Source organism: Enterobacter sp. 6722112 (assembly GCF_058661685.1).
The window spans coordinates 2,498,026-2,520,973 of the sequence record NZ_JBZWGR010000007.1 but is presented as its reverse complement, the minus strand read 5'-3'; the positions used below and the strand labels follow the sequence as shown (position 1 = coordinate 2,520,973).

General features: G+C 51.3%; 21 protein-coding genes and 4 pseudogenes. 11 read left to right on the top strand and 14 right to left on the bottom strand.

Annotated features, from left to right (window positions below):
- Nucleotides 1–28: 28 nt before the first annotated feature.
- Nucleotides 29–1,729 (top strand): cellulose biosynthesis regulator diguanylate cyclase DgcQ, encoded by a 1,701-nt coding sequence (gene dgcQ, locus AC4OVU_RS13605; protein WP_110293043.1) that lies wholly within the window; start codon nucleotides 29–31, stop codon nucleotides 1,727–1,729.
- Here the strand turns inward: dgcQ and AC4OVU_RS13600 are convergent.
- A complete protein-coding gene (locus AC4OVU_RS13600; RefSeq protein ID WP_110293044.1) occupies nucleotides 1,714–2,514 on the bottom strand; it encodes a mannosyl-3-phosphoglycerate phosphatase-related protein in 801 nt (266 codons plus the stop codon). The two genes, dgcQ and AC4OVU_RS13600, sit on opposite strands and share 16 nt — an antisense overlap.
- A 294-nt stretch (nucleotides 2,515–2,808) precedes the next feature.
- Complete coding sequence (yodD, locus tag AC4OVU_RS13595; protein ID WP_017383339.1) at nucleotides 2,809–3,036, bottom strand: YodD family peroxide/acid resistance protein; 228 nt, start codon at nucleotides 3,034–3,036, stop codon at nucleotides 2,809–2,811.
- A gap of 128 nt (nucleotides 3,037–3,164) precedes the next feature.
- Between yodD and dsrB the strand changes: the two genes are divergently transcribed.
- Entirely contained in the window at nucleotides 3,165–3,353 is a 189-nt protein-coding gene (dsrB, locus tag AC4OVU_RS13590; RefSeq protein ID WP_003859583.1) for a protein DsrB, read from the top strand.
- 99 nt (nucleotides 3,354–3,452) lie between these two features.
- On the opposite strand, the gene rcsA is transcribed toward dsrB, so the two are convergent.
- From rcsA to fliM, 7 genes and pseudogenes are all read right to left on the bottom strand, one after another.
- Nucleotides 3,453–4,076 (bottom strand): transcriptional regulator RcsA, encoded by a 624-nt coding sequence (rcsA, locus tag AC4OVU_RS13585; RefSeq protein WP_017383340.1) that lies wholly within the window; start codon nucleotides 4,074–4,076, stop codon nucleotides 3,453–3,455.
- A gap of 287 nt (nucleotides 4,077–4,363) precedes the next feature.
- Nucleotides 4,364–5,159: pseudogene (fliR, locus tag AC4OVU_RS13580) on the bottom strand (flagellar biosynthetic protein FliR).
- 6 nt (nucleotides 5,160–5,165) lie between these two features.
- Complete coding sequence (gene fliQ / locus AC4OVU_RS13575; RefSeq protein WP_003859587.1) at nucleotides 5,166–5,435, bottom strand: flagellar biosynthesis protein FliQ; 270 nt, start codon at nucleotides 5,433–5,435, stop codon at nucleotides 5,166–5,168.
- Between the two features lie 10 nt (nucleotides 5,436–5,445).
- Entirely contained in the window at nucleotides 5,446–6,183 is a 738-nt protein-coding gene (gene fliP / locus AC4OVU_RS13570; protein ID WP_015572437.1) for a flagellar type III secretion system pore protein FliP, read from the bottom strand.
- On the bottom strand, nucleotides 6,183–6,557 hold the full coding sequence (gene fliO, locus AC4OVU_RS13565; RefSeq protein WP_015572438.1) for a flagellar biosynthetic protein FliO: 375 nt from the start codon (nucleotides 6,555–6,557) through the stop codon (nucleotides 6,183–6,185). The genes fliP and fliO overlap by 1 nt, the downstream gene beginning before the upstream one ends.
- A gap of 2 nt (nucleotides 6,558–6,559) precedes the next feature.
- Nucleotides 6,560–6,973 carry a flagellar motor switch protein FliN gene (gene fliN / locus AC4OVU_RS13560; protein WP_003859592.1) on the bottom strand — a complete coding sequence of 138 codons (414 nt, stop codon included), beginning with the start codon at nucleotides 6,971–6,973 and terminating at the stop codon, nucleotides 6,560–6,562.
- Nucleotides 6,970–7,740, bottom strand: a pseudogene (fliM, locus tag AC4OVU_RS13555) (flagellar motor switch protein FliM); the annotation flags it as partial. The pseudogene fliM and the gene fliN, both read right to left, overlap by 4 nt.
- Between fliM and AC4OVU_RS13550 the strand changes: the two are divergent.
- The 5 genes and pseudogenes from AC4OVU_RS13550 to AC4OVU_RS13530 all read left to right on the top strand — a co-directional run.
- Nucleotides 7,740–8,393, top strand: a pseudogene (locus tag AC4OVU_RS13550) (terminase); the annotation flags it as partial. The pseudogenes fliM and AC4OVU_RS13550 sit on opposite strands and share 1 nt — an antisense overlap.
- 11 nt (nucleotides 8,394–8,404) lie before the next feature.
- Nucleotides 8,405–9,865 (top strand): DUF1073 domain-containing protein, encoded by a 1,461-nt coding sequence (locus AC4OVU_RS13545; protein WP_110292986.1) that lies wholly within the window; start codon nucleotides 8,405–8,407, stop codon nucleotides 9,863–9,865.
- Complete coding sequence (locus AC4OVU_RS13540) at nucleotides 9,819–10,805, top strand: phage minor head protein (RefSeq protein ID WP_165852144.1); 987 nt, start codon at nucleotides 9,819–9,821, stop codon at nucleotides 10,803–10,805. The genes AC4OVU_RS13545 and AC4OVU_RS13540 overlap by 47 nt, the downstream gene beginning before the upstream one ends.
- Before the next feature lie 33 nt (nucleotides 10,806–10,838).
- Nucleotides 10,839–11,120 (top strand): annotated as a pseudogene (locus AC4OVU_RS13535) (phage tail protein); the annotation flags it as partial.
- 58 nt (nucleotides 11,121–11,178) lie between these two features.
- Nucleotides 11,179–13,392 (top strand): tail fiber/spike domain-containing protein, encoded by a 2,214-nt coding sequence (locus tag AC4OVU_RS13530; RefSeq protein ID WP_110292984.1) that lies wholly within the window; start codon nucleotides 11,179–11,181, stop codon nucleotides 13,390–13,392.
- Here the strand turns inward: AC4OVU_RS13530 and AC4OVU_RS13525 are convergent.
- Nucleotides 13,375–14,472 carry an acyltransferase family protein gene (locus tag AC4OVU_RS13525; RefSeq protein ID WP_491928702.1) on the bottom strand — a complete coding sequence of 366 codons (1,098 nt, stop codon included), beginning with the start codon at nucleotides 14,470–14,472 and terminating at the stop codon, nucleotides 13,375–13,377. The genes AC4OVU_RS13530 and AC4OVU_RS13525 overlap by 18 nt on opposite strands.
- 171 nt (nucleotides 14,473–14,643) lie before the next feature.
- Here AC4OVU_RS13525 and AC4OVU_RS13520 point away from each other — a divergent pair, with 171 nt between their 5' ends.
- The 3 genes from AC4OVU_RS13520 (at nucleotide 14,644) to yedD (ending at nucleotide 16,983) form a co-directional block, all read left to right on the top strand.
- A complete protein-coding gene (locus AC4OVU_RS13520; RefSeq protein WP_110293180.1) occupies nucleotides 14,644–14,952 on the top strand; it encodes a hypothetical protein in 309 nt (102 codons plus the stop codon).
- Nucleotides 14,952–16,220 (top strand): Y-family DNA polymerase, encoded by a 1,269-nt coding sequence (locus AC4OVU_RS13515; protein ID WP_110293179.1) that lies wholly within the window; start codon nucleotides 14,952–14,954, stop codon nucleotides 16,218–16,220. Before AC4OVU_RS13520 ends, AC4OVU_RS13515 begins: the two co-directional genes overlap by 1 nt.
- A 349-nt stretch (nucleotides 16,221–16,569) precedes the next feature.
- Complete coding sequence (gene yedD, locus AC4OVU_RS13510; protein WP_003859613.1) at nucleotides 16,570–16,983, top strand: lipoprotein YedD; 414 nt, start codon at nucleotides 16,570–16,572, stop codon at nucleotides 16,981–16,983.
- Nucleotides 16,984–17,085: 102 nt separating this feature from the next.
- Here yedD and amyA read toward each other — a convergent pair whose 3' ends face one another.
- From amyA to fliD, 4 genes are all read right to left on the bottom strand, one after another.
- Entirely contained in the window at nucleotides 17,086–18,573 is a 1,488-nt protein-coding gene (amyA, locus tag AC4OVU_RS13505; protein WP_003859614.1) for an alpha-amylase, read from the bottom strand.
- 98 nt (nucleotides 18,574–18,671) lie between these two features.
- On the bottom strand, nucleotides 18,672–19,043 hold the full coding sequence (gene fliT, locus AC4OVU_RS13500; protein ID WP_006811148.1) for a flagella biosynthesis regulatory protein FliT: 372 nt from the start codon (nucleotides 19,041–19,043) through the stop codon (nucleotides 18,672–18,674).
- Nucleotides 19,043–19,453 (bottom strand): flagellar export chaperone FliS, encoded by a 411-nt coding sequence (gene fliS, locus AC4OVU_RS13495; protein ID WP_006811147.1) that lies wholly within the window; start codon nucleotides 19,451–19,453, stop codon nucleotides 19,043–19,045. The genes fliT and fliS overlap by 1 nt, the downstream gene beginning before the upstream one ends.
- 30 nt (nucleotides 19,454–19,483) lie before the next feature.
- Nucleotides 19,484–20,896, bottom strand: a complete 1,413-nt coding sequence (gene fliD / locus AC4OVU_RS13490) for a flagellar filament capping protein FliD (protein WP_006811146.1) — start codon at nucleotides 20,894–20,896, stop codon at nucleotides 19,484–19,486.
- A gap of 268 nt (nucleotides 20,897–21,164) precedes the next feature.
- On the opposite strand from fliD, the gene AC4OVU_RS13485 reads away from it, so the two are divergent.
- Nucleotides 21,165–22,802, top strand: a complete 1,638-nt coding sequence (locus tag AC4OVU_RS13485; protein ID WP_491928701.1) for a FliC/FljB family flagellin — start codon at nucleotides 21,165–21,167, stop codon at nucleotides 22,800–22,802.
- Nucleotides 22,803–22,948 lie beyond the last annotated feature (146 nt).

The window sequence follows — 22,948 nt, the reverse complement described above, 5'->3', positions numbered from 1 at the left end:
GATGGTGAGCGACAATCAGGGAGTGTGTGTGCAGCACGATACCTTTGTTGTAAAACAATCTTTTTTGCAGTGGCTGCATAAGCGTAGCAATCCCCGTTTGATTGTTAACTTCTGTTTTATCGTTGTCCTGATCTTTTCCACCCTCCTGACCTGGCGCGAGGTTGTGGTACTGGAAGATGCTTATATCTCCAGCCAGCGTAACCATCTGGAAACGGTTGCCAGTGCGCTGGACAGACAGCTTCAGTTCAGCGTCGATAAGATATTGTTTTTTCGCCACAGCATGCGTGATGCGCTGGAAACGCCGCTGGCGTTTGGCGTGCTGCATGATGCGGTAAAGCGTTTTGCGCATTTGCGCACGTCCCCCAGCTGGCAAATTGCGGTTGATAAACAGCGCACGTTACCGATCAACGGTGTTTCGGATGCCTTCGTTGAAAAGACGACCCTTCTGAACCGTGATGATGAGTACCTTGATAATGAACTGTCCGCCGCGCTTGAAGTGGGGTATTTGCTGCGTCTGGCATCCAGCCCTTCCCGCAACGAAGAGCGCGTGATTTATGTCTCTCGCGCCGGATTCTTTCTGGAAACGGATACGCCGGGAAATTCCAGCGATATCGTGCAGCGCTATTACCATCTGGTCACTCAGCCCTGGTTTACCCAACAGTCCGAGCGTGAAAACCGTGCGCGTGCCGTGCGCTGGTTTATCTCGCCGCCTTCCACCTTTGTCGGCAAAAAGCCGCTGATCACCGCCAGCGTGCCGGTTTATTACAATCACGTCTGGTATGGCGTGGTGGCGATGGATTTCACCTTTGCCACCCTGCGTCGCCTGCTGGTGGAAGCCGTGGGCGATAACCCGGAAGGGGAAGACCAACTGTATGACAGTCGGCTTACTCAGCTTGCAACGTCTGAATCACCGGCTGCGGACGTTAATCATTTTGACGCGCGCGAATTAGCGCAGATAGCGCACGCGATAGAATCGGATTCCGAAGGTGGCATTCGCCTGGGGAGTCGTTTTGTGAGCTGGGAGCGTCTCGACCATTTTGATGGCATCGTCCTGCGCGTGCACACCCTGGATGAAGGGGTGCGCGGTGATTTCGGCAGCATCAGCATTGTGCTGGCATTGCTTTGGGCGCTGTTCACCGCGATGCTGCTCATCTCATGGCTGGTGATCCGGCGCATGGTCAGTAATATGTATTCGATGCAGAACTCGCTGCAATGGCAGGCCTGGCACGACCCTCTGACCCGGCTGAATAATCGTGGGTCGCTGTTCGAGCAGGCGAAAATGCTGGCGAAGCAGTGTGAACAGCAGTCGCTGCCTTTCTCGGTCATTCAGATCGATCTTGATTGCTTCAAGAGCATCAATGATCGGTTCGGGCATCAGGCGGGTGATAAGGTGTTGTCCCATGCCGCGGGTCTGATTGCCAGCACCCTCCGGACTAAAGATATTGCCGGACGCGTCGGGGGCGAAGAGTTCTGTGTGGTGCTGCCGGGCATGACGCTTGAAGAGGCGGCGGAAGTCGCAGAGCAGATCCGCGAGCGTATCGACAGCAAAGAGATCCTGATTAAGAAAAGTACCACCCTGCGCGTAAGTGCGTCGTTTGGCGTCTCTGGCGCGCAGGAGAAGGGCAATTATCACTTCGAAAATCTGCAATCCACCGCCGATGCGCGTCTGTATGAGGCGAAACAGCGCGGGCGTAACCGGGTCATCTGGCAGGATCACGTCAAAAAGTAATCAAGCCCCTCGCACCAGCCGGTCGGCCCGGTGTGCTGAGTGTGATAAACCCGGGCGGGATCGTTGTTCTTAAGGCTGACGCCCTCCCGGTTGAAGCCTTTCACCACGACGGCAAAGCCTACGCTGTCCAGCAGCGGGGCATCATTCGGGCCGTCGCCCAGGCCCAGCGTCGTCGGTTCGGAACCCTCGTGCAGGCGATACTGGTCCACAAGCCAGTGAACCGCCGCGTCTTTGCCGCAGCAGGTGTTCAGGATATGCCAGAAGCGTGCTCCCTGGACGATCTTCAGCCCCTGCCGGGCGAGTTCGGCGGCAAAGCGTTCCATTTGTTCATCACTGTCACGCCAGATCAGCGTCACGGAAGCCTCGTGTTTACGCGCTAGCACTGAGCGGGGACGACTCAGCCCAGTCCATCCGGCGACCACGCGCTCATCCACGTCATCGAAGGTGGTGAATTTAAGATGCATTTCCTGACGTACCCGGGCAATACACTGCCGGATATCGTCATGCTTCTTTTCTGAGATGAACCGTGCGGCGTTTTCCCACCGTACGTCAGGCTGGATCACCGCGCCGTTTTCCGCAATATAGGGCAACCCGCCAAGCCCCAGCTCCTGCTGGATGTCATCCATCTCGGACGCGGTTTTGCTGCTGCACAGAATGACCGGTACCTGTTCATCCATTAACTTTTCCAGCCAGGGGGCCGCAGGCTGCCAGTCGAGTGTGTGAAAATCCAACAGCGTGCCGTCGAGGTCGGTAAAAACAAGCAGAGTCTCCTCAAACGAAGGCATAACGTCTCCCGGGTGATGATTTCACCTAAGATAAATCTTAAAAAAACAGGCATTGACGCGCCGTTGAAGTGGAAACGATCCCGACAAACCCACACGCGGCGCATGTTTATACTCATAACCAAAATTCACATGTATAAAATATAATATTCGCTAAGAGAATATATGCTTGTAAGACTATTCCGTTGGGGATAATGTCTTACCTGCATCAGATTTCCTGGTGTAACGAATTTACAAGTGCTTCTTGCATAAGCAAGTTTGATCCCGGTCATCCCCATGACCGGGATTTTTTTCGCCTTAGCGGTTCGTCTCCGAGACGCTAAAGTCATGGATATCCAGCTCGAATGCTTCAGCCAGTTCACGGTAGGTATGGTAATCCCTACCATTGACCACGACACGGTCGGAATTATCCTCCGCGCGATGAACTTCGGACTCACTGATTTCATTGATGGCGGCAAGCAGGGCATCGACATCCACTTCAACCTCACGCTTAATGGTGTCGCTGTACTCTTTGTCGGTCTTCATGGCGGGTTCCTCATTTAATCGTCTCAACAGTTAAGTATAGACCGCACACAAAAACGCCATTCGCGCCAGGTGGCGATGCCAGGCAATGCAATTTGTTCTACACTGGCTCAAAACCACAGGAGGAATGTATGAAGGTCAACGATCGGGTAACCGTCAAAACGGACGGTGGGCCGCGCCGCCCGGGCGTGGTGCTGGCTATAGAAGAGTTTAATGAAGGCACAATGTATCTGGTGTCGCTGGAAGATTACCCGCTCGGCATCTGGTTCTTCAACGAACTGGGGCACCCGGATGGGATCTTTGTGGAAACGGCGGAATAGGGCGGCGTCGGGGGCATCTTCTCCCCGGCTCCGGCTACTGAAAAGCAAAATCTCTGGCCAGGCCAGAGATCAAGGTAGGGTACAACATGGCCGTGCAAATTAGCGCATATTAACGAAAATCCCATTCGTCACATTATCTGTCAGGCGTACGACATGGTATATGACTTGCTTATTATGCGTTTTAATTTTCCTTTTAATATTTCCTTTGTGTGACGATACTGTTTTTGCCTTGATATTCATCTGGTCTGAGATCTGAATTGTCCCTTGTCCAGCCATCCACATTCTTAGCATACTTGATTCAGTTCTGCTTAATGATAGGGTGGGTAAGTTAACCGCCCCTACATTCTTAACTTCTTTATTCAAATAATCGCCCAGGATATCATCAAGCGACTCTGGTTTAATCGATTTCGAACTGATTAATAAGTTTTTACGCACCAACAAATACTCATCGAAATGAATATTGGCGATCGCCATAAAAACAATAAACAGGGTCTTAGGATGCTGATTAATGATCTGCTTAATGTGCTGACTGTTAGCGGGGTCGTGAATGAAACAGTCCTCATTAATAAACACCACGCCGGGCTTGTGGGCGTCACAAGCGGCTGCGAGTTCTTCAACGGTGTGTGCATCGTTGATGTCTCTCTTTCTTACCCCTCTGCTTGCTAAGTACCCGGTTAACCCTAGCCGGGTGTAGCTGCATAAATCCATAATGATCGTTGACATGGCATACCCTCACTCAATGCGTAACGATAATTCACCACCTGCCTGAGAGCTCATAAACAGCCATACGGGATGGAAAAAATCTAATAAAACCTGTGAGCATGACAAAGACTTTCAGGCGAACTCACTATCCCGTAAAGTTACGTATAATTTGCCAGGAATCATCTTAAAGTAAAGTAAATATTAAGTATTGTGAGGTGGTTAGAAACATTTAAACCGCGTCAGATATATCCTGGTAGATGTTTTTCGAGATTATTTTTAGGAATATCCTCAGAAAGACATTGCAAACACTACGGGTTATTATTTGCGTGGAAGTTCGCTGACAATATCCGCTAACAGATTGAATATCTCGCTGAATAAATGCTCGCAGAAGGGGGCTATAAGTGGCATCAATAATGACATTAATAAAAGGCCAACCGTCAAAGTCACCGGAAAGCCGATGACGAATACCGACAACTGCGGAGCCATTCGGTTGAGTAAACCTAATGCGAGGTTAACGGTGAGCAGCAGGGTAATGATCGGCAGCGCCAGCATCAGCCCGTTGAGGAAGATCAGCCCGGCAGCCCGCACCAGCGCCAGAAACGCGTTGCTGTTTACCGGGTTGTCGCCAATCGGCAGCGTGTGGAAGGTGTCCACCAGCATCGAGATGAGCCACAGGTGGCCGTTGAACGAGAGAAACAACAGCATCGCCAGCAGGTCGATAATACGCGCCAGCACGGGCATATTCAGATGGCTGCCCGGGTCAACGAACGTCGCGAAAGACAGGCCCATCTGCAAACCGATAAGTTCACCCGCCGTTCGTACCGCGGCGAAGGCGAGCTGCATCGTAAACCCGACCGCCACGCCAATCATCACCTGTTGCAGGGCAATCCAGATCGCATTCGGGGAAAAGATCGGGATATCCACCGCCGGCAGGGTAGGGGCAACGATAATCGTGATAACGATGCCCAGCCCAATTTTGACGCGTTTAGGCACCGACTTTTCACTGAGTATGGGGGCGGTGGAGATCAGCGCCATGATGCGCAGCATCGGCCAGAAATAGATCCCGAGCCACTGAACAAACTGATCGCTGGTGAAATGCAGCATCGTCCGTCAGCCGATGATGTAAGGCAGATTGGTGAACAGGTTGCGCATATAGTCCAGCAGCAAATTGAGCATCCATGGCCCGGCAACGATAATCGCCACGAAGACGGCAATGATCTTCGGGATGAACGACAGGGTCATTTCGTTAATCTGCGTGGCGGCCTGGAGAATACTGATAATCAGACCGGTGACCAGCGCAACCAGCAGCAGGGGCGCGGCGACGGCAATCGCGACTTTCATCGCCTCCGTGCCCATCATCATGACCGACTCAGGCGTCATTGCGCGCTCCTCAACTGTAGAAACTCTGCGCCAGCGAGCTGACCAGCAGCTGCCAGCCGTCGACCAGCACGAACAGCATGATCTTAAAGGGCAAGGCAATGGTTGCGGGCGGGACCATCATCATCCCGAGCGCCATCAGGACGCTGGCGATCACCAGGTCAATAATCAGGAACGGAATGAAAATGGTGAAGCCAATCTGGAACGCCGTTTTCAGCTCACTGGTCACATACGCCGGGAGCAGAATACGCATCGGCACCGCTTCCGGCCCCTGTAACTCACCGGTGTTAGCGAGACGGGCAAACAGGGCCAGATCCGCTTCGCGCGTCTGGCGAAGCATAAATTCACGTAATGGCTGCGCGCCCTTTTCCAGGGCAACCTGCATGGAAATTTTATCTTCGCTGAACGGCTGGTAGGCCTCGGTGTAAATCTTGTCGATAACCGGCGACATAATGAAAAAGGTCAGGAACAGGGCTAAACCCAGCAGCACCTGATTGGGCGGCGCGGACGGCGTGCCGAGCGCGTTGCGCAGCAGGCCAAACACAATGATGATGCGGGTGAAGCTGGTCATCATTAGCAGGATCGCCGGGATAAAGGTCAGCGAGGTGATGAATACCAGCGTCTGCACGGACAGGGACCAGCTTTGCCCCCCGTTCGCCAGCGGCGTGGAAACCAGCCCCGGCAGTTGCGCATACACAGAGGGCGCGAACAGGCCCAGGCCTGTCAGCGTAAGGAATAACAAACGGCGCATCAGGATCTCCCGGGACGCTTGAGCAAACTCTTCATTACGGACTGGAAATCCGCAGGGGCCTGGGCGTTAGCCTCCACCGTGACAGGCGCAGGGGGGAGCGTGTGGAGGACGTTAATGCTGGAGGCGGTCACGCCCAGCACCAGTCGTGCATCTTCCACCTCCACAATGACCACGCGCTCGCGCGGTCCTAGCGGGGTGCTGGCGCTGACCTTCAACCCGCGGGTACCGGCCGTTTTCCCCGCCAGACCGAAACGCTTTGCCAGCCAGGCGGCGATAAGGATAAAGGCAATAATACCGAACAGCGCGCCGCTCACCTGGAGCAGCGGTGAGCCGGGTACGGCGGAGGGCGCGGACAGTGTTGCCTGGGTTTTCATACTTAACGACTCAGACGACGCATGCGTTCGGAAGGGGTAATGATGTCGGTGATACGTACGCCGTATTTATCGGCCACCACCACTACTTCGCCCTGTGCAATCAGGTAGCCGTTGATCAGAATATCCAGCGGCTCACCCGCTAAACCGTCAAGCGCCACCACGGAACCCTGCGTCAGGCGCAGCAGCTCTTTAATGGTCATGCGGGTGCGACCCAGCTCAACGGTCAGCTTGACCGGAATGTCCATAATCAGGTCGATGTCCTGCAACGTGCCGCTGACGTCGCCGCCGCCTAACTGCTGAAAGACCGCGTCTGCCGCGCTTTTCGTCGGCGTCGTTTTCTGCTCGTTTAACGCGTCAGCCCACAGATCGTCCAGTGCTCCGCTGTTTTCATCGGACGGATTGTTCATGTCACTCATTTGGGCTGTTCCTCATTCAGCGAATTCAAAATCGGGTTGATCAAGTGCTCAACGCGTAACGCATACTGGCCGTTAATCGTGCCGTACTGGCTTGTCAGCACGGGTACGCCATCCACATGGGCAATAATGCGGTCGGGTTTATCTATCGGCAAAACGTCGCCGGGTTGTAATTTCAGGATCTGCGATAAGCGCATGGAGATGTCGGCGAAGTTGGCTACCAGCTCCAGCTGCGAATGCTGCACCTGACGCACCAGGTTTTCACGCCAGTTCTGATCTTCGTGACGTGAGTTCTCCAGCGGCGGGTTCACCAGCAGTTCGCGCAGCGGTTCAATCATGCTGAACGGCAGGCAGATGTTGAACTCGCCCGTCAGGTTGCCGATCTCGACGTGGAACGGGGTGTTCACGACGATGTCATTCGGGGAGGTGGTGATGTTGGTAAACTTCACCTGCATCTCGGAACGCACGTACTCGACTTCCAGCGGGTTAATCGCTTTCCACGCGTCACTGTAGGATTCCAGCGCCAGCTTCAGCATGCGGTTAATCACGCGCTGTTCGGTATGGGTAAACTCGCGGCCTTCCACTTTGGTCGGGAAACGGCCATCGCCACCGAACAGGTTATCCACCGCGATGAATACCAGGCTTGGCGAGAACACAACCAGGCCGGTACCGCGCAGCGGTTTCAGATGGATCAGGTTAAGGTTGGTTGGCACCGGCAGGTTGCGGGCAAACTCATGATACGGCTGAATGCGGATCGCACCGACGGTGATACCCGACCATTCCGGCTGAGGCGTTCCAGCAGTCGGTCGAGGGCGCGTACTACGCCAAGCAATTCCGCTGGCTCTACACCAATAAGCGGATCGGCCAAATCCCGGATAACTCACACCTCCCGGTGCACACGTTCTGGGATATCGGCGTGGGGGACTCCACGGCGATCTGGTTCGTTCGCGAGGTCGGCGAAGAATTCCACATCATCGACTACTACGAAAACTCCGGAGAGGGGCTGAGGCACTACATGAAGGTGCTGAAGGATAGGGGTTATGAGTACGGTGAGCACTGGGGTCCGCACGACATCGATAACCGTGAATTCGGTGCTGACGCCAAATCCCGCAGAGAACTTGCCCGTGAAGGGTATGAAATCGACGGGCAGGTTTACAGCATGACGTTTCAGGTGGTTCCGAAAGTGGGAATAGACACTGGCATTGAGTCGGTGCGCGAAATCCTTCCGTCCTGTGTATTCGATGAGGAGAAGTGTGCCGAGGGCATATCTCACCTCGAGGGCTACCGCAAGGAGTGGGACGACAAGCGCGGATGCTGGAAAGATAAACCGCTTCATGACTTCACATCACACGGTGCTGACGGCTTCCGTTACTTTGCAGTAGCGAAGAACAATCACAAGCAGGTCGGCGCAGTATTCTTCTAAGGAGCTCATCAGTGAGTGAACAACAAAGCGAGGTTTCATTCCTCGTTAATGCCCTTGCTGATGCTATCGGGCGGCAGCGCATGCTGTACGCAGGCCAGCCGGGAAATACCAAACGCACGAAGTTGTGGGATGAGTTTGGCTATCCAAACAGTCTCGAGTTCGACCGCTACTACCGGGCATACGAGCGCAACGCGGTGGCGTTTGCCGCAGTCCATAAGCTTCTTGATTCGTGCTGGGTTGATAACCCGACGATCATCGACGGCGACGACGGTAAGGAGTCAACCGAGACAACGGACTGGGAAAAGTCAGCCACTAAGCTGCTGAAGAAGCACTGGCCGAAAATTAAGGATGCGGATCGCCGCAATCTTGTTGGCCGGTACTCGGCATTGCTCATTCAGTTCCGCGACGGCAGGGAATGGCATGAGCCGGTAGATCGGGCGAAGGTTAAATCCCTGCGAAATATCGGTAGCGGACCTATCGTTAAGCTAATCCCCGCGTGGGAATCGCAGATCAAGCCAGGCAACTTCGATACAGACACGCTTTCAGAAACGTACGGCCAGCCAATCTCGTACAACTTCAACGAGCAGCCAGTTGGTGATGATGGCACGTATGGCCCGGTGCGCGGCGTTACCGTGCACCCAGAGAGAATCATCATTCTCTGCGAAGGCTCAGAAGACGAGAACATGCTCTCTGGCGTGCCTTTCCTGCGCGCTGGTTACAACAAACTTCTCGACCTCGAAAAGGTATCTGGTGGTAGTGCCGAAGGTTTCCTGAAGAATGCAAGTCGCCAGCTCGGGATTGCGTTCGACAAAGAAACCAACATTGCGAACCTGTCAAAGCAAGCCATAGAATCTGGCTACAAAGACCTGGGCGAGGCGCTTAACGACAAAGTCGCCAAGATGAACCGTGGCACGGATGCGGCCCTGGTTATGCAGGCCGGCACGCCGTCGGTGCTTTCCGTAGCAGCCGCCGATCCATCCCCTACATGGACGGTGGCCGCCAACGAGTTTGCATCCTCGATTCAGTGCCCGTTCACCATACTGTTTGGTCAACAGACGGGACGCCTTGCCTCCGATGAGGACAAAACAGACTGGGCGAAGCGTTGTAACGGCCGCCGATGGGGATTCCAGTCAACGATTGTAGAGACCGTGCTTGAGCGCTTCTGGACAGTAGGTGTCATTGACCCGCCTTCATCCGGAGAGGTTACGCTGGCATGGTCTGATCTGCTCGCTCCGAGTGAGAAAGAGAAGATTGCCAACATGCAGGCAATGGCTGTCGTGGCGAAAGATACTCAGCAGGCATACGGCACTCCGGCAGTGGATGAAAACGAAATCCGCGCAGTCGGTGAGTTGGAACCTCGCAAGGTCATGTCGCCACCTAACCCTGATGTAAAGCAAACCGATAAGGATCCGCTGACAGATGATGATGACAGCGCAAACCAGAATCGGGACGCCGATCGTACCGCGCAATAAAGCTGACCCTACGCAGTCCTCGCGGCAGGTCAGCAGGATGTTCAATGATATCGAAGACCGGTATCTGAACATCAAGCGCAGGCTTAAGGCTCTGTTTGATCTGCGGCTGACTGGGCAGCAGCGTGAGGCGAACGCACAGCAGTCCTGGATGATGTGCAACAACGAGGGCGCAGAACCTTCGCTGTATCAAGTCAATGCCGGTAAGTTCGTCTATGACATGACCGCTGCTGAATTGGCCGATCTGCTCCAGGTGGTGCAGTCGATTCTGGATGATGAGCTTCTTGAAGGCGGCAGTCAGAACCTGTGGGCGATGGACTACGTCATTGCGGAATATGACCGCGGCACGCTAAACGCCTTCACCAACCTGTCGGTTCAGTCGCAGGTGTACGCCAGCCAGACGACGCTACAGCAGCTTTTAAGCAGCCCGGGCTACCTGAACCAGATTGCGGCGGCCAGGCTGACAACGTTCAGTGACTGGAAGGTCATCAGCGACACCGCCCGCGGCGACCTGACAAACATCATCACCGATGCGGTAGCGCGCGGCGTGAATCCCCGCGAGACAGCCAGCGTAATCAGTAAGCGCCTCGATGTGTCCATGTCGAAAGCGAAAAACATCGCTCAGACCGAGCAGGTCGGCGCGCTGAGGCAGGCGCAGTGGAACGAAACGGACTGGGCCGCTGACCGGCTTGGGCTGAGCACCGGCCTGCTGTGGCTGTCAGCGCTTAAGCCGACCACCAGGTGGTGGCACGCCGCTGAACACGGAAAGGTAAAAACGACAGATTGGGTCAGGGAATTTTACTCGCGGGATGGTAACAAATATCACTGCTACTGCGGCCAGATTCCTGTGTTGCTCAACGACGACGGCAGCATCTTCAACGAGGGGCTGGCGGATAAGCTGAAGAAAGAGCGTCAGCAGTGGACCACCAAGGAGGCTGCTTGATGTATATTTATTCGCAGTTTTCTCATTGAGGATACCGGTTCTATGTACGTGCTGGTGACCGACAGTCTGGGTAACCCGACACTGCGTTATCCGGCCACCGCCCGCGGTGACACGAAGTACGGTTTCACCGCGGCAATACCCGACATTCAGCTCAATATATGGAACGGAGACACTGTTCAGCTCCCGTCGCGCTATCTCATTGCGACAGTGGAGGAGCTGGACAGTCAACTATGGACGGTCAACAGCATCAAACCGAACACAGATAACACGGTATCTCTGACTGTCGCGGAATACAGCGACGCCATCTACCAATAAGAACCGTCCCCGACCAACCAGACCCGGCCACCGCGCCGGGTTTTTTTATGGAATCAATATGGCTACGCAACCTACCAATTTGTCTGTACCAAGCGAATCACCGCGCGACCTGAAGTTTAACGCGGGGAAAATTGACGAATTCGTTACGTCTTTGGCGCTGCAATACATCGATCGCTTTGGCAATGCTCATTACACGCTTGAAGGGCTGAAGCAGCTTGTTCTCCAGCAAATTTATAATCTCGGCTGGAATACTGTCGGCACGTTTCAGGATGGGGCTATTATCAGCGCAGCTGGTGATATCATCCAGGATGAGTCTACAGGGGTATGGTATCGATGGGACGACCTTTCTACCCTGCCAAAATCCGTTCCAGCTGGATCGACCCCGGATTCAACTGGTGGGGTTGGTGAAGGTAAGTGGCTTGCAGTGGATGTTAGTGACATTCTGCGCAAGCAGCTCGCTGAAGATGATGGCGCACTCCTGATAGGAAACTTCGCCTCATCAGCAGGTGTTATTTCTGCGAAGCTGTATGGCGTGAAAAGTGGCATTGATTGCGCTCCAATCATTCAGCAATTGCAGGATTTATCGGAGTCACTGCGGTTGCCGATTGATTTTAGTGGTATAGCAGAAATCCGCTTCACAGGCCGAGTTCAGATAGGGGATTGGTTTTACTGGAAAGGCGCCGGGAGGTTTAATACGGTAATCAAGCCGTTATCATTGACACGATCAGAAGTTGGCACCTACGGAGATGGTGTGTACGCATGGTTCAGCAGGAAGGACCCAACCCAAAGTTTAGACTTCGCAATGCTGGAAGATATTGGGTTTGATGGGCAATATCAGGATGGCTATGACATATCGACAATTGCTCCACAAAAAGTCATCAGGGCTTTTTGCTGGCATTTTAAAGGTACTGCAATTGGTCGTAACATACTCGCCTTGCGCTGTCACTTCAAAAACTGTCCGCACGAGGGTTGGGAGGGATACACAACGGCAGGTGGTCAAATTGATGGAATTGGCTACGTTGATTGTACGAGCGAAGGCACTGACCCGTTGCTTACTTCAGTTGGTTTTAACTCCTTTAAGTGTATGAATGGTGCAATAGATTCACCTGGCTCCTATGGTACTTATTCAATTAGGAATGTTGCATGTATCAATGCGACAGGTAAGGGGCATAGAACTATAGCTGACATTAAAAGAGGATGTGAAAAAATAATCATCAATAAGGTTAGGTCTAATGATATTAATGATTGCCACATTAGTCTTGACGGCGTTAGAAAAGCTATGGTCAGCGATGTTATTGGTGTTCAGACAGGTTTGTCTCAGAATACAAAAAATTTAATTGAGTGCCAGGGGGAGGATGTTGATATCCACGACACGCAATATTATGCAGCACAAACCAGCTCAGCAGGTGTTGCAGGAGTTCTTATTACAGATTATAAATATCCATCTGAGGCTAACTATCATCAAAGTCTGCAAATCAGAATAAAGAATAATTACATTAACAGAGTTAACAACCATGCTATAAGAGTAATTAACGCGTCTAATGTTTTTGTTGAAAACACCACCGCTGAAAACTGTAACGGAGCTGGCGTATCATTTGAATACATATCTGGTAGGATTGATGGGGTTACAAACAATCCAATAGTCCCTAAAAATAATTCTTTAGGAAATCTTGTTACTAGAGGTTGTAACTTCGAGGCGAGCATAAACAACGGCCATGATGTTTATGTTACTGGTGCGGTCAGAAATGGTTCGGATGGTTGCCGATTCGGATCAGGTAATATTGTGTATCAGGACACGAAACCGTGGAGAGTGTACAACCCTAAGGTAATGAACTACGACAGACTAATGCAAAATGTTACCTCGACGTCACCAGCGAAAACAGACGCGGCGACCCATCCAATTGATGTTCCGTATGCATTTATGCTTAATGACAATAATGCAGCATCTGTACAGTCACTAACCGTCTACACAGTAGCGGCGACCACAGCAGACTATGTGTATGTGTCCCTTCGTGTGCTTGCCGGGACGGCTTCTCAGGCTTGTGTTCTTTATAGAGAACTAAATTCATCTGGTACAGTTGTAAACACTTCCGCGTTGCAGTTATATCCAGAAGGAACATGGAAGAAAAGAGATCATGCATACAAGCCTGCTAATTCAGGATGTGCATACGTTGAGGTTTTACTTGCACCTGCATGTGATTCCAGCCTGACAGTCTCACTAACTGGAACCACATCTTTTTCAGGGATTGATGTCTCAAATAAGGTTTTGTAATCTTTTTATGGTGGAGGGTAAAACCTTCACCATTATGAAAACTTTAGCCTTGTCAAAGTAATATGCTAATAAAGGTATTAGCATTAATGGTAGGGTGATATAAAACACCCATGAGTTAGCTGTGTAGTAATGCTTAGTAGGAGTTGCCAGTTCAATATTATAGTTGAAAATTTTATAGCTTACCGCATCCAAAAACAGGAAAAACACCAAATGGTATGACATGATGCTTTTACTATATGCTGATAGCAGGAGTAGTTTGCTATTTTCACAGGACCTTGCAATGCAGTTTGCGGTAAACATAACCACATAAATAGCAAGTAGAGCACCCGCAAAAAACAAAAACACATTCGGCTTGTACATGCTCCATGCCATTACAGGCAAGCCATAAAGATTATTCGCAATCATTATGCTAACTATTAAGAATGATAAAACAGCAACATAAACATTATTGAATTTACTTTTATGTCTTCTGGTAATATTACCAAATAGCATAAAACAAAAAGCCATAAGGACCTGTATTGTTAGATTAAGGTATTGATTCCAGTAGTTCTCCTTGTTTGATGTTATTAAGTATGATGCTATCAAAATAAACCAAATCGTGGTAATGGATATGAATGTTTTAATATTATCATCATTAGATTTTAATGTTAATTTAATAAAGCAATTTAAAATTAATGATGAAATAGCATAAGCAAGCAGGAACCAACCAACTAGAAAATAAAGGTTATTATGAAAGTTTCTTTCAAGAGCTAACTTAATTGTATCAATGACATTATTTGCAAATGGTTGTCCGACATTAATTGGCGCATTGAATGACAACTTAATGGAAATGGCAATGCATGCAACTATGGCGTATGTCACTAATGTATAAGTTATATATTTAAAGAATGTATCTTGTACGCATTTAATAATTGGCTTGCGACCACTGCATAAAAAACCTCCAATGAAAAAGAAAAGGGGCATGTGGAAATAATATGGATCTAGCGTCTGGAATGGTTTCCATGCGGTATGACCAATAACCACAAGTGAGATTCCAATGGCCTTTGCATAATCAATGGTTAATGAAGTTTGCTTATCCATACCACTCCCTAAATAGTGCGCATGTCAAATATGACAAAGTTGACTTTAATGACTTTAATCCATGAGATTTAAGAGAAAAATCATAGCACAATTAAATAATTCTGTATCAGGTTGATCTACGAATTAAATGCATGTACTGTTTTTATAAACAGTGTTTTTTTTGAGGTGAACATGCCACGCACAGTAGACATACACGCCGCCTTTGTTGCGGCTCCTGAGCCATTCATTCCTTCATCTTCCAACATTGTTGAAACGCAGGAAGGCTTTGATGTTATTGAAAGCGCATCGCTTTGCAAGCGCGGAGACACATTGCTCATTTGGTTTTGTGGCCGCCAGCAGCACGCATATTGGGCCGGTGATGCACTGATCACTGATGATGGTGAGGCCATAGAAGGCGAGGCACTTGATGATGTTCGCCTTGTTGGCGTGGTCACGCATACCATTAGCCCGGTATGGGTCGACGACAATCCGGTGATGTGATGTTTGCCCTGGTCGATGTGAACTCATTTTATGCCAGCTGTGAAACAGTATTCAGACCCGACCTGCGCGGTCGGCCGGTGGTTGTTCTGTCGAATAATGACGGCTGCGTAATAGCGCGTAGCGCAGAAGCAAAGGCTGCCGGGATAGCGATGGGTGAGCCGTTCTTCAAGCAGAAGGAGTTGTTCCGGCGAGCCGGAGTTGTTTGCTTCAGCAGCAACTACGAGCTCTATGCAGACATGTCAAGCCGGGTAATGACCACGCTGGAAGAAATGAGCCCGCGCGTGGAAATTTACAGCATAGACGAAGCCTTTTGCGACCTGACCGGCGTAAGAAACTGCCGTGACCTGACTGAATTTGGTAAAGAGATCCGCGCGACGATTTTACAGCGGACACATCTTACAGTCGGCGTCGGAATAGCCCAGACCAAGACGCTGGCTAAGCTGGCTAACCATGCTGCTAAAAAATGGCAGCGGCAGACGGGAGGTGTGGTCGATCTCTCAAACGTCGACCGGCAGCGCAGGTTAATGGCACTAGTGCCGGTAGAGGATGTCTGGGGCGTTGGCCGGCGCATCAGCAAGAAGCTGAACGCTATGGGCATCAAAACCGCACTGGACCTTTCAGAGCAGAGTACGTGGATTATCCGCAAGCACTTTAATGTGGTGCTGGAGCGAACGGTCCGGGAACTGCGCGGCGAGCCGTGCCTGGATCTGGAAGAGTTCGCGCCGGTGAAGCAGGAAATCGTATGCAGCCGATCGTTTGGCGAACGTATTACTGACTATGAACACATGCGGCAGGCGATTTGCAGTTATGCGGCCCGTGGAGCTGAAAAGCTACGTGGTGAGCACCAGTACTGCCGTTTTATCTCCGCTTTCGTCAAGACATCACCTTTTGCCCTTAATGAGCCGTATTACGGAAACAGCGCATCGGTAAGGCTTCTCACGCCAACTCAGGACAGCAGAGACATCATCAACGCCGCGATAAAGTGTCTGGACAAAATATGGAAGGACGGCCACCGGTACCAGAAAGCGGGTGTGATGCTGGGTGACTTCTTCAGCCAGGGCGTGGCACAACTCAACCTGTTCGACGACAGTGCGCCTCGAGCTGGTAGCGAGAAGTTAATGGAAGTGCTGGATCACCTGAATGCAAAGGACGGAAAGGGCACGCTCTATTTTGCCGGGCAGGGTATACAGCAGCAGTGGCAGATGAAGCGTGAAATGCTGTCGCCTCGATACACTACGAGATTTTCAGATTTGCTTGTTGTCCGATAAAAGAGGTGCGCACCTGATAAATCTTACAATCGGATCGGTGGTGATTATGCTGATGGTATGGGAAGGCGTAAAGCGGCAAGTTGCGAAACTGGAAGGAGCTACGCAAAGTTTTGGTAGTGGGGCATGGGTGGGACATAAAACAGCACTCGATCTAAGGTGAACTTAGACGACTGATGTTTTCGACGACTATAACCATCTGTTATTTGGAGCGCTCTTGGACGATCTTTGTCGATTATGAAAAATGTATGCTCATGTGATGGGGATGCAGGTTTAATCAATACCTATCTTACGCTGGCAGCCTGATGGCTTTAATGCCACAATATTTTTTTCTTCGCATGCAGGAAAGATGATGAAAAAAGTAGCAATTGTGGCTGCGATGCTGACGTTAGCGGGATGTGTTCAGGTTGATAACTATCAGGAAGTGATTAAGCACCCGGTACCTTCGCAACTGGCAGGTTACTGGCAGTCGAAAGGGCCGCAGAGCGCGATGGTGAGCCCGGAAGCGATCGCCACGCTGGTGGTGACGCCAGAGGGGGATACGCTGGATTGCCGTCAGTGGCAGCGCGTTATCGCGGTGCCGGGTAAGATCATGCTGCGTTCAGATGATTATTATAACGTGACGCGTAAGCTGGATGTCTATCCGCTGGAGCGTGATGGGGCGGCGCTGGAGTATGACGGTATGGAACTGTACAAGGTTGACCGTCCAACGGTGGAATGCGCAGATTACCTGAGCAAGAATCCGCTGGAGAGTAAGCTTCCGTAGCGGTAAAAGCAAAACGGCAATCATATTGCCGTTTTTAGGGTTTGCTCCCTCTCCCGGTGGGAGAGGGTCGGGGTGAGGGCATCAGGCCGCACTTTCCCAGCATTACAGCGCGTCCTCAATCACCCAGACGCTGACGCTTCCCCCGTTACAGAAGAACGTCCCTTCGCCATCCGCCGCCGTGGTCACGGTTTCCTCGCGGTTGCCTAAAAAATCACGCCAGGTCTTATTGCCGTAATTTTCCCCGAGGCAGATGGTCTTCTCGCCGTCATCACCATTCGACAGCACCACCACACAGCCCGGGTGCTCCTCAGTCCCGCTGCGGCTGAACGCAATGCAGTTTGGATGATCGAAAAACAGCGTCTGCACGCCGTGGGCAAAACGCTGCCGGGCGAGGATCAGCTCGTGGAGCTGTTCAATCACCGGCATATCGATGTGATACGTCTCGCCATCCCCGCCGGTGTCGTCATAGCTGGCGCCAAAAAGATCCGGGTAGAATACGCTCGGCACGCCGTTTTCACGCAGCAGGATGAGCGCGTAGGCCAGCGGTTTGAACCAGGCTTCAACCGGGGCTTCCAGCGCCTGCAAGGGTTGGGTATCGTGGTTGGCTACCAGCGTCACGGCATGGAACGGATCGGCTTCCACCAGCGTACCGGTGAAAATCTGGCTCATATCGTAGTCGCGTCCCTGGCGTGAGGCTTCGTGAAATTTCATTTGCAGTGGCGCATCAAACAGCATTGTTTTACCGTCCACCTGATTGATGTAGTGCTGCAATTTATCCACTTCGTGAGACCAGTATTCCGCCACAATAAACAGCGGCTGCGGGGCCACCTCCTGGACGTGCTCAATCCACTCTTTATAGAACCAGGCCGGGATGTGTTTTACCGCGTCCAGGCGGAAGCCGTCGCAGTGGGTTTGCTCCATCACCCAGCGCGCCCAGTATTTGATCTCCTCCGTCACCGCATGGTTGCGAAAATCGATATTTTCACCCATCAGGTAATCGAAATTGCCCATCTCGTCGTCGACCTGATCGTTCCAGCCTTCGCCGGTGTAGTCGTTCACGATTTTGAAGATACCGTCCTCATTGGGGTTTTCAATGTGGTCGATACCGCTGAAGCATTTGTAATCCCAGATGAACTGCGAATACTGCCCGGCCCGAACGGGGAAGGTGTAACGCGTCCAGGCTTCGCATTCGATGATCTCATCGCTGATTTGGGTGCGATCCTGAGCATCCACACGCTGCACGCGGACGGGTTCCTTTTCATCGGCCCCCATTTTATGGTTGACCACCACGTCCAGAAGCACCGCAATCTGGTTGCTTTTTAAGGCGTTGATGGCCTCCAGCAGCTGGGCTTTATCGCCGTATTTGGTGGCGACGCTGCCTTTCTGGTCAAACTCACCGAGGTCGAAAAGGTCATAAGAGTCATACCCGACGGAATAGCCGCCGGATGCCCCTTTGTATGCCGGCGGTAACCAGACCATATTGATGCCGATTTCGTTCAGGTTGGGGGCTAATGCCGTGACTTCTCGCCACAGTTCACCGCCGGTGGGGTAGTACCAGTGAAAACATTGTAAAAGTGTTGGGTTGCGCATGCACCATCTCCATGAGGTCGCGAAACTCAAGTATGGAGCAGGTTTGGCAGAAATGCCTGGCGAACGAAACGGTTAACGCTCGAACGCCAGTTAAATGGCTAATTAATATCGCTATTACTTTGTGGAACCAGGACATGACCGCCCTGGTTACCGTAGGTGGAGAGAACGGTTTTCTGGATGGAGGATTGCCCAACCAGCTTCGCCAGTTCATCCATTCTGGCTTGCAGCAACGTTTTTACCTGGCCTTCGTTGTCCAGGATCACCCGCAGCGTCGGGCGAAGCTGCTCCTGAATCTGCATCGAAGGTTCACTTTCCTGAGTGAGACGAGCCAGTGAGTGCACCGCATTAACATAGTCGGTTTCACAGATGATCAGATCATCCCATAGTCCCTGCCGGGCCAGTCGCAACATCAACTGGCTCTGCTCAAGGAGTTGCTGATAAAGGGCATAAAGTTGCGGTGCGTTACTCATTAGACGGCGTCCTGGACAAGAGTTGGTATACCTGCTGCCTCCTTCCAGCCATCCGCAATATTGCGCAGTAAATTTTCCACCTCTTCGATGGCACTGGCATCATTGCGAAGGTTGGCCTGAAGCAGGCGACGAACCATATAGGCATAGAGAGCGATCAGGTTTTGTGTTAACTCGTCTTTACTCTCTTCATCCAATCCGACCTTCAGGCCATTTTCGATGATATTAATCGCTTTGGAGAGCGCCAGCCCTTTTGCCTGTATATTACCGTCTGCAAGGAACAGACGTGCCCGTACCAGTGCGCTGAGGGCTCCATCAAATAGCATGATAACCAGCTGCTGCTGGCTGGCGCTCATCACCGCGCTTTCAACTTCTATCTTTGCGTAGGCTTGCGTGCCTTTTGCGCCGTACATGTTATCCCCCTCGGGTCTGATTAGCGTTTACTACTTGTTGCTGGACGTATTTTCGAACTGCTGCGTCAGGTAACTGCTGGTAGAGTTCAGCGAGTTCATCATGACGTCTAATTGCGTAAACTGTTCTTTATAACGCGCTACCATGGTGTCGATACGCTCGCTGGCCGCGTTATATTGCTTAGTTAAATTGTTCAGGGTTTTACTGACGCCATCTTTGGCAGCCTGAATGATGCCGGTGCTGGAGAGCCAACCTGTGAGGTTTGTTCCAACGGTGGTGGTGATACCGGATGTTTTCCCGTCACCGATCAGCAGGTCTTTGATACCAGCCGCGCTGTTTTTCATTGCCGCGCTAAGCTTGTCATCATCCACTTCCAGTTTACCGGTGCTTGGGTCGGTAGTGATGCCAGCTTGAGCAAGGGTCTTGATATTGGAACTGGTGTGAGGGTTATTCAGCACGCTTCTCAACTGAGTCTGAATAGTGCGTAGCGTACTGTCGCCTAATAACGCGCCGTTGCTGGTATTCTGAGCGTCTGAGCCTGCATCCACTGCTGTATATTTTGTCAGGCTGCTAAAGGTGTCTTGCAGTGAGTTATAAGCGGTAACCCAGTCGTTTATCGCTTTGGTTGCTTTGCTGGTGTCGTTGGTGATGGTTAAGGTCTGGTTGCCGCTCGTAATATCATTCAGGTTCAGCGTGATGTCTTCCAGCGCATCGCTGATGGTGTTACTGCTGTTTTCTATGTCGACGTTGTTGACTTTTAGTTTAGCGTTTTGCGCGTTAACGCTTTCTAGCATGCCGTTGCTGGCATCACCTTTCGTGCCGTTGTAACCCATAAAAGATTGCAGCGCCGAATCGCCGCTGACGCTGATGGTCATCGCATTGTCTTCGCCAGTCTCTTTAGAGGTAATGGACAGACGATACTCACCGTTACCAACGTTAATAATACTGGCGCTAACGCCTGCATCCGCTTTATTGATTGCGTCGCGGATGCCTGTCAGAGACGAGTTTGCTGCGCTGATATCAATAGTGACGGGTTTTTTATCGCCGCCCTGCTGAATGGTGATCTTGCTGTCCGCGGTTGCGATCGCCGTTTTGCTGTCGCTTTGAGTTTTTGACGTAGTCAGCGTTTGGGCCTGAGCGAGCTGCGACACACTAATGGTGTATTTACCCGCGATTGCGCTGCCGGTAGTGGTTGCGCTAAACGCCGTTGAGCTGCTAATCGTGGTGGTCGCGGTAAAGAGGTCCGCTTTACTTAACGCAGTATTTGCCGTCTGGAAGGATTCCAGTGCACTTTTCAACGTGCCGTAGGCGCTGAGTTTTGCTGTGTAGGAAGACTGCTGTTTGGTGATTGGCGTTAACTGAGCCTTCTGTGCAGCGGTAAGACTATCCAGAATGTCTCCTAACTGTAGACCTGAGCCGACTCCCAACGTAGAAATACTTGCCATATTTATTCCTTAATGTAACGACACGTAGAACGAATAGTGTGGTTATCGGCCTCAACTCAGGAAAGTTTACGGTTAGGTTCAAATTTTTAATGGCGAGAATAACGCTATTGGAGAAGAGTATTTCTGTGGCTAAAAAAAATGATGCGATCCTGAAAAAAATTCTAAAGGTTGTTTTGGACCAGACGATAACACCTTTGACGGCGATGAAGCCGAAGGGTGGAAACCCAAATCTAATCCACAGATTTGATGAACAACAGGAAACGAAATCATGGCACAAGTCATTAATACCAACAGCCTCTCGCTGATCACTCAGAACAACATCAACAAGAACCAGTCTTCAATGTCTACTGCCATTGAGCGTCTGTCATCCGGTCTGCGTATCAACAACGCAAAAGATGACGCTGCTGGCCAGGCGATTGCTAACCGCTTCACCTCTAACATCAAAGGTCTGACCCAGGCTGCACGTAACGCCAACGACGGTATCTCCGTTGCGCAGACCACTGAAGGCGCACTGTCTGAGATTAACAACAACTTACAGCGTATCCGTGAGCTGACCGTTCAGTCCTCTACTGGTACTAACTCCCAGTCTGACCTGGACTCTATCCAGGACGAAATCAAATCCCGTCTGGATGAAATTGACCGCGTATCCGGTCAGACCCAGTTCAACGGCGTGAACGTGCTGGCAAAAGACGGCTCCATGAAAATTCAGGTTGGCGCGAACGATGGCCAGACCATCACCATCGACCTGAAACAAATCGACTCTAATACTCTGAAACTGTCCGGCTTTAACGTTAACGGTAAAGGTGGCGTAGCCAACGCAGTTGCAACTGCAGCCGATATGACCGCTGCTGGCTTTACCCTGGCTGGTAATACGTACACAGGTTCTGCAGGATTTAAAGCTGCATCTTCTGCAGATGTATTAGGTAGCCTGGCAAATGGTGACACTGTCCTCAGTGTTGGCACTGTTGCTGATGGTCTCTCAGGAGCAGCAAATACCTACACCTACGATAAAGCAAACGACAAGTTTACTTTCGGTGTAACAGGCGCTACCTCTGCTCAGGTTCTGAGCTACCTGAACCCAGCTGCGGGCGACACTACCTCAGCTACCGTTACTATCGGTACAACTAAACAAGACGTCATCATTGCTAAAGACGGTACTTTAACCGCTAAAGATGATGGTGCTGCTCTGTATCTGGATACTACCGGCAACCTGACCAAAAACAGCGCGGGTACCCCACCTGTTGCAACACTGGCTGGTCTGCAGGCTAACGGCGGTGGTACTGCGATTGCTTCTTCTATTACCACAGCATCTGGCGAAACCCTGACTCTGACAGGCGGTACGGCTGGTACTATCGATGTTGCTAATGCCTCTATCAGCGCTGACAAACTGCAGAGCGGTGCTGCTGCAGGTTATACAACATCTACCGGCTATGCCGTTGACAACGCCGGTGCGGTTAAAAGCGGTGCTGCGGATGTGTATGTTGATAACAACGCTGCATTAACCACCACAAATACAGCTACTTATTTTGTTCAGACTGATGGCTCTATCACCAATGGTTCTGGCAAGGTTGCGCACAAAGATGCGAATGGTAAGATCACCACTGACGCTCAGACTGCTACTACTGCCACTACTGACCCACTGAAAGCCTTGGACGACGCTATCAGCTCCATCGATAAATTCCGTTCTTCTCTGGGTGCGGTACAGAACCGTCTGAGCTCTGCCGTAACCAACCTGAACAACACCACTACCAACCTGTCTGAAGCGCAGTCCCGTATCCAGGACGCCGACTATGCGACCGAAGTGTCAAATATGTCTAAAGCGCAGATCATTCAGCAAGCCGGTAACTCCGTGTTGGCTAAAGCTAACCAGGTTCCTCAGCAGGTTCTGTCTCTGCTGCAAGGCTAATCGCCTGATTACGCTCAAACCCCGCTTCGGCGGGGTTTTTTCTGTCCACGTACATACGTAACCCCCCAAATAACCCCTCATTTCACCCACTATTCACCCGATTAAAACCCCTCCAGAATCGGATAATCATGCCGATAACTCAACTA